The following is a 15,169-nucleotide window of genomic DNA, read 5'->3' as shown; positions in this document are numbered from 1 at the left end:
ACCACAAATTTACGACTGCTAACGCAGCCGGTCGCGGGCAAGCGCGCTCCTACGCAGGGCTGATTCCCATGCTGATCATGCGTTGTGTTTTGAGCGCCTACGCGGTTGTGCGTGGCAGATGCAGGGTCACGCGCAGGCCGCCGTCGCGCAGGTTCTGCATCGTCACTTCGCCGCCGTGGCTGTGGGCGATATTGCGGGCGATGCCCAGGCCCAGGCCGTAGCCCTGGCGCTCGCTGCCGGCCAGGCGCACATTGGGTTCGAACACCTCCTCCATGCGTTGCTGCGGCACGCCCGGCCCTTCATCGTCCACATGCAGGACGAACGCCAGACGACTGTCTTCGATGCGCAGGTGCGCGCGATGGCCGTACTTGAGGGCATTGTCGATCAGGTTGCCGATGCAGCGCCGCAATGCCAGGGCCTTGCCCGGATACGGCGCCTCGGCCACGCCGTACTGGGTCACCCGCCCGTCGCCGCCAGGCAGCACGTAGGGCTCGACCAGACAGTCGAGCAGGTAATTGAGGTCTACCGGCTCGATGTTTTCGTGAATGTCGGTGTCCTTGACGCATTGCAGCGCCCCCTTGACCAGCAGTTCCAGCTCGTCCAGGTCACGCTCGAAACGCCGTTGCAGGGTCGGGTCTTCGAGCAGTTCGACGCGCAGCCGCAAGCGGGTGATGGGCGTGCGCAAGTCGTGGGAAATGGCGCTGAACAGTTGCCCGCGCTCGGTCAGGTAGCGGCTGATGCGAATGCGCATGCTGTTGAAGGCGCGGCTGACTTCCTGCACTTCGCTGCTGCCGCTTTCAAGCAGCGGCTCACTGTCGCCGTCCAGCGACAGGTTACGCGCGGCACGGGCCAGGCGCTTGAGCGGCCGGCTCTGCCAGTGCACCAGCAGACCGATGAACAGCAACAGGAACGCGCTGGTCAGGGCAATCGCCCACACCTGTTGCACCGGCAATTGCGGCTCTTCGAGCGTAGTGTAGGGTTCGGGCAGCAGCGAGGCGATGTACAGCCATTCGCCCGGCGCCAGTTCGATCTGGGTCACCAGCACCGGCGGGTCGACCGGCTCCAGGGTCAGGGCGTAGTGCGCCCAGGAACGCGGCAGCTCATCGAGCTTCAGGCCGCTGTTGAAGATGCGCAGGTCATCGGGGCGCACGAACCACACGGCGATCTGCGGCTCGTCACCCAGGTACTTGCGCAACACCTCGCCCACCGCCTCCACCACCGCCTGCTTGCGCGGCGTGAGGTCGAGCAGTTGCATCTGCAACGGATGGTCGTTGAGCGAAACCACAAAGCGGGTGCCACCCATGCTGCGCAACTGGTCCAGCACCAGGGGCCGGTAGGTGACCGGCAGCGAGCGAAAGTAACTGACACTGGCCGACATCGAATAGGCCAGGCTGCGGGCGCTGTTGACCAGCCCCTCCATCTGCGTGGCCCGCAGTTGCGCCACCCAGATGACGCTGGACAGGGCCTGGCCCAACAGGATGGCCAGCAGCGTCAGCAGTAGCATCCTGCCCAGCAATGAACGGGGTAGCGGCACACGCCGCTTGCCCTGGCGCTTAATACGCCGACTCCCCACGGGTGTTGACGCTGGCCGCCAGCAGGTAGCCACTGCCGCGCACGGTGCGGATCAGCCTTGGCGATTTGCCGGTGTCGCGCAGGCGCTGGCGCAGGCGACTGACCGCCATGTCGACGATGCGCTCCAGCGGCATCAGCTCGCGGCCACGGGTGGCATTGCCAATGGTGTCGCGGTCGAGAATCTGCTGCGGATGATCGAGAAACAGCTTGAGCAGGGCAAAGTCGGCGCCCGACAGGATCACTTCTTCGCCATCGAGGTGAAACAAGCGGTGGCTGACCATGTCCAGCCGCCATTCGTCGAACTGCCACACCTCGCCACTGCCCGAACGCTCCTGGCCGAACTGCGCACGGCGCAACAGGGCCTTGATCCTGGCCAGCAGTTCACGGGGGCTGAAGGGTTTTCCAAGGTAGTCGTCCGAGCCCAGCTCCAGGCCGATGACCCGGTCGGTTTCGTCGGAGCTGGCAGTGAGCATGATGATCGGCACATGCGGCTGGCGCGGATGCTGACGCACCCAGCGGCACAGGCTGAAGCCATCTTCGTCGGGCAGCATCACATCGAGAATCAACAGGTCGACCGGTGTTTCATTGAACGCCTGGCGAAACTGCGCACCGCTGCACGTGGCGCGCACCTGAAAACCGGCGCGGCTCAGGTAGGCGTCGAGCAACTCGCAGATGTCCTGATCGTCATCGACCAGCAGGATGGTCTTTTGGGCAGCGCTCAAGCGTGGCGTCCTTGTGCAGTGGATCTTTATTGTTATGGGACGGATGAGGCGCAACCGGCTTCAGCCCGTAAAGCGCCCTTCGCGGTTAAAATCGCTCTCATCAAACACAAAATAAATGACTGACTTTATTGGTTTTTAAATTCCCCCGTAGGAGCGCGCTCTGCCCGCGACCGAGTGCGTAGCGCTCGCAAAATCTGCGAAACGCCACAAATTTACGACTGCTAACGCAGCCGGTCGCGGTGGTCCGGCATTCCGGCAGAGCGCGCTCCTACGCGCCAAACGCCTGTTGCAGCGCCACGCCTGCGCCATTGAGGCCCGGGTATTCGGCCGTTACCAGCCACACCGGCAGGTCGTCGAAGTAATCGCTCATCACGCCCTTTTCCTTGAGGGCGCGTTTGAAACCGCTGTTCATGAAGAAGTCGACAAAGCGCGGCACCACGCCACCGGCAATGTACACCCCGCCCAACGCGCCCAGGGTCAACACATTGTTGCCGGCCACACGGCCCAGAAACACGCAGAACTGTTCCAGCACCGCGCAGGCCATCGGATCGCCGTCCTGTGCCGCCTGGGTGATCGCCGCCGGCGACTTGAGCACCGGCTCAAGACCGTCGAGTTCGCAACTGACCCGGTACAGCAACAGCAGCCCGGCACCGCTGAGCACGGTTTCGGCGCTGACATGCTCATGCTCGGCCATCAGCCGTGTCCACAGCAGCGCCTCGCGAGCGGTGCCGATCGGCAGGTTGACATGCCCGCCCTCGCCCGGCAGCGCCGTCCAGTGATTGGCACCGCTGCTGATCAGGGTGCCGACTCCAAGGCCGGTGCCGGGACCGATGACCGCACGCGGTCGCTCGGGCTGGCCCAGGCCATGGCACACCGTCAGGTATTCATCGTCCTGCAGGCGGGTCATGCCCAGCGCCATGGCGCTGAAATCGTTGATCAGCAGCAGGTGTTCAATCTTGAGGTCAGTGCAAAAACGCGAGCGGCTGAACGTCCAGTGACTGTTGGTGAACTGGAATTCATCGCCGTCGACGGGGCCGGCCACCGCGAGGCAGGCATGGCTGACATCGCCGCGTTGCAGGTCGAGGTTCTGCAAATAGACCTCAATCGCCTGCTGGGGGCCGGTGTAGTCGACGGTCGGGAAGACCTCGATCGAATGCAGCTGGTTATCTTCCCAGATCGCGAAGCGCGCGTTGGTGCCGCCAATATCACCGACCAAAGCCAATTTCACTTGAGCCCCTCCAGACTTGCAGTAAAGGCGCTGGCCCCCTGCTCGGCGGAGCTGAAAGCCTGGCGCATGAAACCGAACAATTCACGACCACAGCCTGCGCTGCTGTCGATCTGCACGGTTGCCAATTCCCTGGCGGCCAATTCTGCCGGTTCCAGCCGCACTTGTAACGTGCCTTTGACGCCATCCACGCGGATCATATCGCCATCGCGCACGCGGGCCAGAGGGCCACCATCGAACGCTTCCGGGCATACATGGATGGCGGCCGGTACCTTGCCCGAGGCCCCGGACATGCGCCCGTCGGTCACCAGCGCGACCTTGAAGCCACGGTCCTGCAACACGCCCAGGAAAGGCGTCATTTTGTGCAGCTCGGGCATGCCATTGCAACGCGGGCCCTGAAAACGCATCACGGCAACGAAATCGCATTCCAGCTCGCCGGCCTTGAACGCATCGGCCAGCGCCTGCTGGTCTTCGAACACCCGCGCCGGAGCCTCGACCACCTGGTGCTCAGGGGAGACCGCCGAAACCTTCATCACGCCACGGCCCAGGTTGCCTTCCATCACCCGCAGCCCGCCCTCGGGCGAGAACGGCCGCGCCACCGGACGCAGGATGTTTTCATCCAGGCTTTGCAACGGACCTTCGCGCCAGACCAGTTGGCCGTTGTCCAGGAACGGCTCGCGGGTGTAGAGGCTCAGGCCGCGCCCGGCCACGGTATTGACGTCGTCGTGCAACAGCCCGGCGCCGAGCAGTTCGCGGATCAGGAACGACATGCCGCCTGCGGCCTGGAAGTGGTTGATGTCGGCCTTGCCGTTGGGGTAGACATGGCTCAGGGTCGGCACCACGTCCGACAGCTCGGCCATGTCCTGCCAGGTCAGCAGGATGCCGGCGGCGCGAGCGATGGCCGGCATGTGCAGGGTGTGGTTGGTCGAGCCACCGGTGGCATGCAGGGCCACAATGGAGTTGATGATCGAACGCTCGTCGACGATTTCGCCCAGCGGCATGTACTGGCCGCTCTGGCGGGTCATGCGCGTCACCTGGCGGGCGGCTTCGTCGGTCAGCGCGTCACGCAACGGCGTGTAGGGGTTGACGAACGAAGCACCGGGCAAGTGCAGGCCCATGACTTCCATTACCAGTTGGTTGGTGTTGGCGGTGCCGTAGAAGGTGCAGGTGCCCGGGCCGTGGTAGGACTTCATTTCCGAGTCCAGCAGCTCCTCGCGGCTGGCCTTGCCCTCGGCGTAGCGCTGGCGCACATCGGCCTTTTCCTTGTTCGACAACCCCGAGACCATCGGTCCGCCAGGCACGAACACGGTGGGCAAATGACCAAAGCGCAGCGCGCCCATCATCAGCCCCGGCACGATCTTGTCGCAGATGCCGAGCATCAGCGCGCCGTCGAACATGTTGTGCGACAGCGCCACCGCCGTCGACATGGCGATCACTTCACGGCTGGCAATGGCCAGCTCCATGCCCGGTTCGCCCTGGGTGACGCCATCGCACATGGCCGGCACGCCACCGGCGAACTGCCCCACCGAGCCGATCTCACGCAGGGCCTGCTTGATGCGCTCGGGAAACTGCTCGTAGGGCTGGTGCGCCGAGAGCATGTCGTTATATGACGAAACAATTGCGACGTTGGCGGCATTCATCAGCCGCAGCGTCTGCTTGTCTTCGGGGCCGCAGGCGGCCACGCCGTGGGCGAAGTTGGCGCACTGCAGCTTGCCGCGCATCGGGCCGTCGCTGGCGGCGTCGCGGATCAGTTGCAGGTAGCGTTCACGGGTCGGGCGACTGCGTTCGATCAGCCGCTCGGTGACCTCTAGGATGCGGGGATGCATGTGGTGAACTCCAGGCTAAGGTCTATGGTCACCCGTAAAGGCACTGAACGATCAGGGTCATCAACCTGTATTGAAACCATGTGACCTTGATCAAAACGTCAGGACTTTCAGGATTGTATTTGTAGGTTTAAGAAAATATTGCCACTAAAAAGGCTTGTTTTCTATTTTTATGAGAATAATCTTGTAATTCCAACAACAAATTTTTTACCGAGGACGGCTGTATGACTCTTCGCATCGCAATCAACGGTTTCGGCCGCATCGGCCGCAATGTCCTGCGCGCACTCTATACCCAAGGGTATAGGCAAGACCTGCAGGTCGTCGCCATCAACGACCTGGGCGACAGTGAGATGAACGCGCACCTGCTGCGCTTCGACACGGTGCACGGGCCGTTCGACGGCAGCGTCGAGTGCGACAGCGAGAGCCTGACCGTCAACGGTGACCGCATTGCCGTCAGCGCCATCCGCAACCCGGCCGACCTGCCGTGGAAGGCCCAGCAGGTCGATGTGGTGTTCGAATGCACCGGGCTGTTCACCAGCCGCGAAAAGGCCGCAGCCCACCTGGTGGCCGGCGCTGGCAAGGTGATCATCTCCGCCCCGGCCAGCGGTGCCGATGCCACGGTGGTGTATGGCGTCAACCATGACATCCTGCGCGCTTCGCACCAGATCATTTCCAACGCGTCGTGCACCACCAACTGCCTGGCGCCGGTGGCCCAGGTGCTGCATCGCGAACTGGGCATCGAAAGCGGGCTGATGACCACCATCCACGCCTACACCAACGACCAGAACCTGATCGACGTCTACCACACCGACCCGTACCGCGCCCGCTCGGCCACCCAGTCGATGATCCCGAGCAAGACCGGAGCCGCCGAAGCGGTCGGCCTGGTGCTGCCGGAACTGGCCGGCAAGCTGACCGGCATGGCCGTGCGCGTGCCGGTGATCAACGTGTCGCTGGTCGACCTCACCGTGCAGCTCAAGCGTGAAGCCACGGCTGACGAGGTCAATGCCTTGATGAAGCAGGCCAGCCAGCATTCCAGGGTACTGGGCTACAACCAACTGCCGCTGGTTTCCCATGACTTCAACCACAACCCGCTGTCGTCGATCTTCGACGCCAACCACACCAAGGTCAGCGGCAAGCTGCTCAAGGTGCTGGCCTGGTACGACAACGAATGGGCGTTCTCCAACCGCATGCTGGACAACTGCCTGGCACTGCACCGCGCGGCCTGACGTCGCTCGGTAACGGCAAGCAATCCGCCTCAGGCAGCAATAAAGAGTGGTGTGAACCTCGCGGTCAGGTTCACATTACCTGGCTCTTTCTTGCAGCTTGTTGCTTGTAGCTGGCCGCTCGCCTGTTAAGCTGGCCGTGCTTTCGATCCCCTCAAGCATGGCCATGACCTACAGACCACCCGGCTCACGACTCTCTCGCCTGCTCTATGGCCTGCTCGCCTACACGAGCCTGGGCATTGGCATTGCTGCGATCTTCATTCCCGGCCTGCCGACCACCGAGTTCATTCTGCTGGCGGCCTGGGCGGCCACGCGCAGCTCGCCGCGGCTCAATGCCTGGCTGGAAAACCACCGGGTGTTCGGGCCGATGCTCTACAACTGGCGCAATGGCCGGCGGGTGGCGCGCAAGGCCAAGATCAGCGCGACGGTGAGCATGCTGGTGTGCGCCATTGTCATGCTCAGCCTGTTCCACCATATCTGGTGGCTGTACCTGGCGCTGGCCGGCATGGCCCTGGGCAATCTGTGGCTGTGGTCACGCCCCGAGCCCGAAAGCGCGCCAACCTTGACCGACGACAAGGGCTGAACCGGCGCAACGTGGCAGGGTCTATCCGCACACACCCTCATTCGCTGGAGTGCTTCCCATGTTCGAGCCCGGCCATCTGCACATCACGCATAGCGCACTGCAAAAAACCGATCACAGCTTCGATATTCACATTCGCTACCAACGCACCGAAGACCCGGCGCATGGCACCGGCATGAACTTCGACATGCAGGGCGAAATCGACGGCAAGGCTTTCAGCGACAGCTTCCAGCTGCCCCGCGACCTGGCCTTCAACTTTGCCCACGATGCCAGCCGTATCGCCATCAAGCACGGCCTGCCCAATACCGCAGGACTGCCCCTTGCCCAGCACAAGGACTACGACCGCATGTTCGAGGACATCCGCGAGCAACTGGACGCCAGGTCCGGCGAACCGATAAAGCCCGAACACCTGGTGTAGGACCGGCTTCAGCCGGGAACGCCCCCACCGCGACTGAAACGCCTGGCCGCCTTGCGAAGAACGGCCCGGCGCGCAGCTTCAGCGGCCATGAGGCATACTGGCGCCCTCTTTCCAGGCCTGTCTCTTCACCATGCGCATCCATGTCTGCTTCATCGACCGCGTCGGTATCACCCAGGAAGTGCTGGCGATACTCGGCAGCCGCAACCTGAACCTCGATGCCGTGGAGATGGTGCCGCCGAACGTGTATATCGATGCGCCGACCCTGAGTCCCAGAATGCTCGAAGAGCTCAAGGATGCGCTGTTCCGGGTGCGCGGCGTGGTGGCGATCACCGTGGTCGACATTCTCCCCGGCCAGCGCCGGCACCTGCAACTCGATGCCTTGCTGGCGGCCATGACCGACCCGGTGCTGGCGCTGGACAGTGCAGGCCTGGTGCTGCTGGCCAACCCGGCGCTGGTGGCCTTGATCGGCCGGGAGCCGGCCGGGGAACCGGTGGGCGAACTGCTGGCCGACCCGGACTTGCAGACCACCTTGCTGGACAACGGCTTTCGCCTGCCGCTGCGCGAGATCACCCTTGACGGCCAGCCGCTGTTGCTCGAAGCCACCCCGATCACCGAGGCCGGTGCGCTGCTGACCCTCTATCCGCCGAGCCGGATCGGCGAGCGCCTGTCGGCACTGCACCACGACCACGCCGAAGGCTTCGATGCCTTGCTGGGCGAATCGCCCGCCATCAATACCCTCAAGGTCCGCGCCCAGCGCATTGCCACCCTGGACGCCCCGCTGCTGATTCGTGGCGAGACCGGCACCGGCAAGGAACTGGTCGCCCGCGCCTGTCACACCAGCAGTGCCCGGCATGGCGAGCCGTTCCTGGCCCTCAACTGTGCCGCCCTGCCCGAAAGCCTGGCCGAGAGCGAACTGTTCGGCTATGCACCCGGGGCCTTTACCGGCGCCCAGCGCGGCGGCAAGCCAGGGCTGATGGAAATGGCCGACAAGGGCACGGTGTTTCTCGACGAAATCGGCGAAATGTCGCCGTACCTGCAAGCCAAGCTGCTGCGCTTTCTCAACGATGGCAGCTTTCGCCGGGTGGGGGGCGAGCGCGAAGTGAAGGTCAATGTGCGCATCATCAGCGCCACCCACCGCGACCTGGAAAAGATGGTCGCCGAAGGCAGCTTTCGCGAAGACCTGTTCTACCGCCTCAATGTGCTCAACCTGTCGGTGCCGCCCCTGCGCGAGCGCGGCCAGGACATCATGCTGCTGGCACGGTTTTTCATGCAGCAGGCCTGCACGCAGATCCAGCGCCCGCTGTGCCATCTGGCACCCGGCACCCATGCCAGCCTGTTGAGCTACCGCTGGCCGGGCAATGTACGCCAGTTGCAGAACGTGATCTTCCGCGCCGCCGCCGTCAGCGAAGGCACCCAGGTGGGGGTTGCCGACCTGGACATTGCCGGCACCGCCCTGGCGCGCCAGCCCGGTGACGGGGTCGACAGCCTGGAGCAGGCGGTCGAGGACTTCGAGCGCGACCTGCTGACGCGGCTGTATGCCAAGCACCCTTCGACCCGCCTGCTGGCCGCTCGCCTGCAGACCTCGCACACAGCCATTGCCCATCGCTTGCGCAAGTACGGCATCGGCGCAAAGCCCTGATTGCTGCGCACCCCACTTAACGTATCGATTTCGTTCCATCGTAACGATTTCACTACAAGCCACTGTACAAGGCGCCCTGCAAGGCTTTGCCACCCAGGTGACGAATGCCCCCCTGGATTACCGTAGCGAATTCGTTACACACGTCACTTTCACAAAAGCCGGAAAACCTCACAACCACCTGATAAATAAAGGGAAACAGGGACTTGGCCACAAACTTGCTAAGGACTTTGCATACGGCGCGCCCTGGCGGCCCATCCCGATCCCCTGAGGAGTCTTTATGAGCGAGTTGCGATTCACCGTGGAACACGAATGGCTGAAAGCCGAAGCCGATGGCAGCTACACCGTCGGCATCACGCCTTACGCCCAGAACTCGCTCGGTGATGTGGTGTTTGTCCAGCTTCCCGAATTACAGGCCTACACTCAACACGCCGAAGTATCGGTCGTGGAATCGGTAAAAGCCGCCAGCAGCCTGTACATGCCCCTTGAAGGCGAAGTGGTCGAGGTCAACAACGCCCTGGCCGACACGCCTGAGCTGGTCAATGAGGATGCGCTGGGCGCCGGCTGGTTTTTCCGCTTCGTACCCGCCGACGCCGGTGCCATCGCCACCTTGCTCGATCAGGACGCTTATGACCGCCTGATCCAAGCCAATGACCAAGCCTGAGGAGCGCGCCATGACCGATCGTATCGAGCTTGATACCGCCAATGAATTCATCGCCCGGCACATCGGCCCGCGTGCGGCGGACGAACACGCCATGCTGCAGACCCTGGGCTTCGATTCGCTCGACACCCTGACCGCCAGCGTCATCCCTGAAAGCATCAAGGGCACCAGCGTGCTCGGCCTGTCGGCCGGACAAAGCGAAGCCGACGCCCTGGCTTCGATCAAGGCCATCGCCAGCCAGAACCAGCTGTTCAAGAGCTACATCGGCCAGGGCTACTACAATACCCACACCCCGGCGCCGATCCTGCGCAACCTGCTGGAAAACCCGGCCTGGTACACCGCCTACACGCCGTATCAACCAGAAATCTCCCAGGGCCGCCTCGAGGCGCTGCTGAATTTCCAGACCCTGATCAGCGACCTGACCGGCCTGCCGATTGCCAACGCCTCGTTGCTCGACGAGGCCACTGCCGCCGCCGAAGCCATGACCTTCTGCAAGCGTCTGAGCAAGAACAAGGGCAGCCAGCAGTTCTTCGCCTCGGCCCATTGCCACCCGCAGACCCTGGATGTGCTGCGCACCCGCGCAGAGCCGCTGGGTATCGAGGTGGTGGTGGCCGATGAAGCCGAGCTGGGCGATGTCAGCGACTACTTCGGCGCCCTGCTGCAATACCCGGCCAGCAACGGCGACGTGTTCGACTATGCCGAACTGATCGAGCGCTTCCATGGCGCCCATGCACTGGTGGCCGTGGCCGCCGACCTGCTGGCCCTGACCCTGCTCACCCCGCCGGGCGAATTCGGTGCCGACGTGGCCATCGGCACCGCGCAGCGCTTTGGCGTGCCGTTGGGCTTTGGCGGCCCGCATGCCGCCTATTTCTCGACCCGCGATGCGTTCAAGCGCGACATGCCGGGCCGCCTGGTCGGCGTGTCGGTCGACCGCCATGGCAAGCAGGCCCTGCGCCTGGCCATGCAGACCCGCGAACAGCACATCCGCCGCGAGAAGGCCACCAGCAACATCTGCACCGCCCAGGTGCTGCTGGCCAACATCGCCAGCATGTACGCCGTATACCACGGCCCTGAAGGCCTGACCCGGATCGCCCGGCGCACCCATCGCCTGACCGCTATTTTCGCCGAAGGCCTGCGCCTGCTGGGCCTGAAGGCCGAGCAGGCATTCTTCTTCGACAGCCTGACCCTGGCCACCGGCAGCCGCACCGCCGAACTGCACGCCAGGGCCCGCGCCCACCAGATCAACCTGCGGGTCATCGACGACGAGCGCCTCGGCGTATCGTTCGACGAGACCACCTCGCCCGAGGCCATCAAGGCCCTGTGGGCGGTGCTGATCAGTGACGGCCAGGACCTGCCGGACTTCGAGGCCCTGGCCACCAGCACGCCTTCGCGCCTGCCGCACGGCCTGCTGCGCCAGTCGGCGATCCTGGAACACCCGGTGTTCAACCGCTATCACTCCGAAACCGAGCTGATGCGCTACCTGCGCAAGCTGGCCGACAAGGACCTGGCGCTGGACCGCAGCATGATCCCGCTGGGCTCGTGCACCATGAAGCTCAATGCCGCCAGCGAAATGATCCCGGTGACCTGGGCCGAGTTCGGCAACCTGCACCCGTTCGCCCCTGCCGGGCAAAGCGCAGGCTACCAGTTGCTGACCGAAGAACTGGAAGCAATGCTGTGCGCCGCCACCGGCTATGACGCCGTGTCGCTGCAGCCCAACGCCGGCTCCCAGGGCGAGTACGCGGGCCTGCTGGCCATTCGCGCCTACCACCAGAGCCGTGGCGACGCGCACCGCGACGTGTGCCTGATCCCGTCCTCGGCGCACGGCACCAACCCGGCCACCGCGCAGATGGCCGGCATGCGCGTGGTGGTCACTGCCTGCGATGCCCGTGGCAACGTCGACATCGACGACCTGCGCGCCAAGGCCCTGCAGCACAGCGAGCAACTGGCCGCGTTGATGATCACCTACCCGTCGACCCACGGCGTGTTCGAGGAAGGCATTCGCGAAATCTGCGCCATCGTCCATGACAACGGCGGCCAGGTGTATATCGACGGCGCCAACATGAACGCCATGGTCGGCCTGTGCGCACCGGGCAAGTTCGGCGGCGACGTCTCGCACCTGAACCTGCACAAGACCTTCTGCATTCCCCACGGCGGTGGCGGTCCGGGCGTCGGCCCGATCGGCGTCAAGTCGCACCTGGCGCCCTTCCTGCCCGGCCATCGCAACATGGACCGCCAGGAAGGCGCGGTGTGCGCGGCGCCATTCGGCAGCGCCAGCATCCTGCCAATCACCTGGATGTATATCCGCATGATGGGCGGCGAAGGTCTCAAGCGCGCCTCGCAGATCGCGATCCTCAATGCCAACTACATTGCCCGGCGCCTCGAAGAGCATTACCCGGTGCTCTACAGCGGCAGCAACGGCCTGGTGGCCCACGAGTGCATCCTGGACCTGCGCCCGCTCAAGGACAGCAGCGGCATCACCGTCGATGACGTGGCCAAGCGCCTGATCGATTTCGGCTTCCACGCCCCCACCATGTCCTTCCCGGTGGCCGGCACACTGATGATCGAGCCGACCGAGAGTGAAGCCAAGGAAGAGCTGGACCGCTTCTGCGAGGCCATGATTACCATCCGTGAAGAAATCCGCGCAGTGGAAAACGGCACGCTGGACAAGGACGACAACCCGCTCAAGAACGCCCCGCACACCGCTGCCGAACTGGCCGGCCACTGGGAACACCCGTACAGCCGCGAACAGGCGGTCTACCCCGTGGCCTCGCTGGTCGAGGGCAAGTACTGGCCGCCGGTGGGTCGTGTCGACAACGTGTATGGCGACCGCAACCTGGTATGCGCCTGCCCGTCCATCGAGAGCTATCAGCAGGCTTGATCGCTGCCTGATCCCCCTCTTGCCAGGTCCGCCCCGATGCCGGGGCCGGGCCTCTCGTACGTCTCGTACGCCTTATGTCCAAGGAATCGACCATGTCTGACGAATCTTTGCAGGTTACACCGCTGCACGCCCTGCACCGCGAACTGGGGGCCAGGATGGTGCCGTTCGCCGGTTACGACATGCCCGTGCAATACCCGCTCGGGGTCATGAAGGAACACCTGCACACCCGTGCCCAGGCCGGACTGTTCGATGTCTCGCACATGGGCCAGATCCTGCTCAGCGGCCCCGATGCAGCCCGCGCCCTGGAAACCCTGGTGCCGGTGGACATCATCGACCTGCCGGTGGGCATGCAGCGCTATGCGCTGTTCACCAACGCCGAGGGCGGCATCCTCGATGACCTGATGGTGGCCAGGCTCGGCGACGAGCAGTGGTTGCTGGTGGTCAACGCCGCCTGCAAGGACCAGGACCTGGCGCACCTGTGTCAGCACCTGGCCGGACAGTGCAAGATCGAATCGCTGTTCGAGGAGCGCGCCCTGCTCGCCCTGCAAGGTCCCCAGGCCGCTGCAGTGCTGACCCGGCTGGCGCCGAGCGTGGCCGGCATGACCTTCATGCAGTTCGCCCGTGTATCGATCCAGGGCAGCGACTGCTTCGTCAGCCGCTCCGGCTACACCGGTGAAGACGGCTTCGAAATTTCCGTGCCGGCCGCCGAGGCCGATGCCCTGGCGCGGCGCCTGCTGGCAGAGCCGGAAGTGGAGGCCATCGGCCTGGGTGCCCGTGACTCGTTGCGCCTGGAAGCAGGCCTGTGCCTGTATGGCCATGACATGAATGGTGACACTTCGCCTGTGGAGGCGAGCCTGCTCTGGGCCATTTCCAGGGCCCGTCGCGTCGACGGCGCGCGAGCCGGTGGCTTCCCTGGCGCCGAACGCATTTTCGCCCGGCAGCAGGAGGGCACTCAACGTAAGCGGGTCGGCCTGTTGCCACAGGAAAGAACGCCTGTGCGTGAAGGGGCAGTGATCGTCGATGAGCACGATCGCCCTGTCGGCGAAGTCACCAGCGGTGGCTTCGGCCCAAGCCTGGGCGGCCCCCTGGCGATGGGTTATGTAGAGAGCCGTTTCAGTGCGCTGGACAGCGAGGTCTTTGCGCTGGTCAGGGGCAAGAAAGTCCCCCTGCGAGTCAGCAAAATGCCTTTCGTGGCACCGCGTTACTTCCGGGGCTGACGACCGACGTCAATATTCCGCCTGATGGCAAAAAAACAGCGTGATCGGTCTTTTTTCATCAGGCGGCAATGCGCTCTCGATCGCCTGACACACTGCACTGACAAAGTGCACGGGCAGGCTGGCACCGGGATAAACCTGTGCGCCATGAACAATCATTGGGCATTGCTCAAGCCCTTTGAAATAGGGGCTCTGCAGGGCTTGTTTTTGTAACGAGAGTTGGCGTAGAGTTCTCGAACTGTGTTTGCAAAGGTCGCTGAATCGGGACCTGGGCAGTAGCTCTAAGTATCGCTACATCCCGCTCTACGTTTCTTACTTCCTGCAACCAGCCCCAGTACTTTTTCGACTTCCATTAACCCGTCGAAAGAGTCTGTCATTAAATTCAAGCGTCAAGGAAATAAGAACATGTCTCAACGTCAGAGCGGTACCGTCAAGTGGTTCAACGACGAAAAAGGTTTTGGTTTTATCACTCCTGAAAGCGGTCCGGATCTGTTCGTGCACTTCCGCGCGATTCAGGGCAACGGCTTCAAGAGCCTGAAAGAAGGCCAGAAAGTGACTTTCGTCGCTGTTCAAGGCCAGAAAGGCCTGCAGGCTGACGAAGTACAAGCCGAAGCCTGATCACTGCGTGATCGCCGAAAGCCCCTGATATTCAGTTATCAGGGGCTTTTTTGTGGGCGTCATGTCGCGCCACCGGCCTGATTCAACGAGGCTCCGCCATGCCCACACGCCTGCTCCAGCCGCAAGGTGCCTTTGCCCCCGCCCCGCTGTTGCGACGCCTGGCCGCTGCGGGCTATGACCTGCTGCTGTGCCTGGCGATCCTGATCGTCACGGCTTTTATCTATAAATTGATCTGGATGGCCTTCGTCGGTCAGGCGCGCCTGCGCCAGTTGAGCGACTCAGGCGCCATGGATGGTGACCCGGTACTGTCGACGTTGCTGTTGCTGGCGGCCTTTGCCTTTTATGGCGGGTTCTGGACCCGTAGCGGCCAGACGCTGGGCATGCAAGCCTGGGGCGTACGGGTGCAGAACACCGATGGCAGCGCCATCAGCCTGACCCAGGCGCTGCTGCGCTTCATGGTCGCCATCGCTTCGGCGCTGTGCTTTGGCGCGGGATTTTTCTGGAGCCTGTACGACCGACAGGGCCGCACCTGGCACGACCGGTATTCCAACAGCGTGCTGGTGCGCTTGCCTGCTCGCGGCTGAAGCAAAGCGCCGCCG

The 15,169-nt window shown here is 63.6% G+C and carries 13 protein-coding genes and 1 pseudogene; 9 read left to right on the top strand and 5 right to left on the bottom strand.

Annotated features, from left to right (window positions below; genetic code table 11):
- Window positions 1-97: 97 nt before the first annotated feature.
- The 4 genes from DGA31_RS10885 to edd form a co-directional block, all read right to left on the bottom strand.
- Window positions 98-1,504, bottom strand: coding sequence for an ATP-binding protein (locus DGA31_RS10885; RefSeq protein ID WP_161959176.1), 1,407 nt, complete (start codon window positions 1,502-1,504; stop codon window positions 98-100).
- A gap of 49 nt (window positions 1,505-1,553) precedes the next feature.
- Window positions 1,554-2,294: a response regulator gene (locus DGA31_RS10880; protein WP_109512519.1), complete on the bottom strand. Its 741-nt coding sequence runs from the start codon at window positions 2,292-2,294 to the stop codon at window positions 1,554-1,556.
- Between the two features lie 268 nt (window positions 2,295-2,562).
- Window positions 2,563-3,522, bottom strand: coding sequence for a glucokinase (locus DGA31_RS10875; RefSeq protein WP_109512518.1), 960 nt, complete (start codon window positions 3,520-3,522; stop codon window positions 2,563-2,565).
- A complete protein-coding gene (gene edd, locus DGA31_RS10870) occupies window positions 3,519-5,345 on the bottom strand; it encodes a phosphogluconate dehydratase (RefSeq protein ID WP_056841572.1) in 1,827 nt (608 codons plus the stop codon). Before edd ends, DGA31_RS10875 begins: the two co-directional genes overlap by 4 nt.
- 221 nt (window positions 5,346-5,566) lie before the next feature.
- Between edd and gap the strand changes: the two genes are divergently transcribed.
- The 7 genes and pseudogenes from gap to gcvT all read left to right on the top strand — a co-directional run bounded on the left by gap (window position 5,567) and on the right by gcvT (window position 13,955).
- Complete coding sequence (gene gap, locus DGA31_RS10865) at window positions 5,567-6,568, top strand: type I glyceraldehyde-3-phosphate dehydrogenase (RefSeq protein WP_056841573.1); 1,002 nt, start codon at window positions 5,567-5,569, stop codon at window positions 6,566-6,568.
- Between the two features lie 122 nt (window positions 6,569-6,690).
- Window positions 6,691-7,148 (top strand): annotated as a pseudogene (locus DGA31_RS10860) (YbaN family protein).
- A gap of 58 nt (window positions 7,149-7,206) precedes the next feature.
- The gene (locus DGA31_RS10855) at window positions 7,207-7,563 is read left to right on the top strand and encodes a DUF5064 family protein (protein ID WP_056841575.1); all 357 of its coding nucleotides are present in this window, start codon (window positions 7,207-7,209) and stop codon (window positions 7,561-7,563) included.
- Between the two features lie 130 nt (window positions 7,564-7,693).
- Window positions 7,694-9,202 carry a sigma-54-dependent transcriptional regulator gene (locus DGA31_RS10850; protein ID WP_109512516.1) on the top strand — a complete coding sequence of 503 codons (1,509 nt, stop codon included), beginning with the start codon at window positions 7,694-7,696 and terminating at the stop codon, window positions 9,200-9,202.
- A 277-nt stretch (window positions 9,203-9,479) separates the two neighbouring features.
- Complete coding sequence (gcvH, locus tag DGA31_RS10845) at window positions 9,480-9,863, top strand: glycine cleavage system protein GcvH (protein ID WP_056841577.1); 384 nt, start codon at window positions 9,480-9,482, stop codon at window positions 9,861-9,863.
- 10 nt (window positions 9,864-9,873) lie between these two features.
- The gene (gcvP, locus tag DGA31_RS10840) at window positions 9,874-12,738 is read left to right on the top strand and encodes an aminomethyl-transferring glycine dehydrogenase (protein WP_109512621.1); all 2,865 of its coding nucleotides are present in this window, start codon (window positions 9,874-9,876) and stop codon (window positions 12,736-12,738) included.
- Window positions 12,739-12,830: 92 nt separating this feature from the next.
- A complete protein-coding gene (gene gcvT, locus DGA31_RS10835; protein ID WP_109512515.1) occupies window positions 12,831-13,955 on the top strand; it encodes a glycine cleavage system aminomethyltransferase GcvT in 1,125 nt (374 codons plus the stop codon).
- A 9-nt stretch (window positions 13,956-13,964) separates the two neighbouring features.
- On the opposite strand, the gene DGA31_RS29790 is transcribed toward gcvT, so the two are convergent.
- Window positions 13,965-14,111 carry a hypothetical protein gene (locus DGA31_RS29790; RefSeq protein ID WP_153811672.1) on the bottom strand — a complete coding sequence of 49 codons (147 nt, stop codon included), beginning with the start codon at window positions 14,109-14,111 and terminating at the stop codon, window positions 13,965-13,967.
- 246 nt (window positions 14,112-14,357) lie between these two features.
- Between DGA31_RS29790 and DGA31_RS10830 the strand changes: the two genes are divergently transcribed.
- Both DGA31_RS10830 and DGA31_RS10825 read left to right on the top strand, forming a co-directional pair.
- Complete coding sequence (locus DGA31_RS10830; RefSeq protein ID WP_056841579.1) at window positions 14,358-14,570, top strand: cold-shock protein; 213 nt, start codon at window positions 14,358-14,360, stop codon at window positions 14,568-14,570.
- A gap of 98 nt (window positions 14,571-14,668) precedes the next feature.
- A complete protein-coding gene (locus DGA31_RS10825; RefSeq protein WP_109512514.1) occupies window positions 14,669-15,154 on the top strand; it encodes an RDD family protein in 486 nt (161 codons plus the stop codon).
- Window positions 15,155-15,169 lie beyond the last annotated feature (15 nt).

Source organism: Pseudomonas ovata, from assembly GCF_003131185.1.
Lineage (GTDB): Bacteria > Pseudomonadota > Gammaproteobacteria > Pseudomonadales > Pseudomonadaceae > Aquipseudomonas > Aquipseudomonas ovata.
This window is presented reverse-complemented; position numbering and strand designations above follow the sequence as displayed.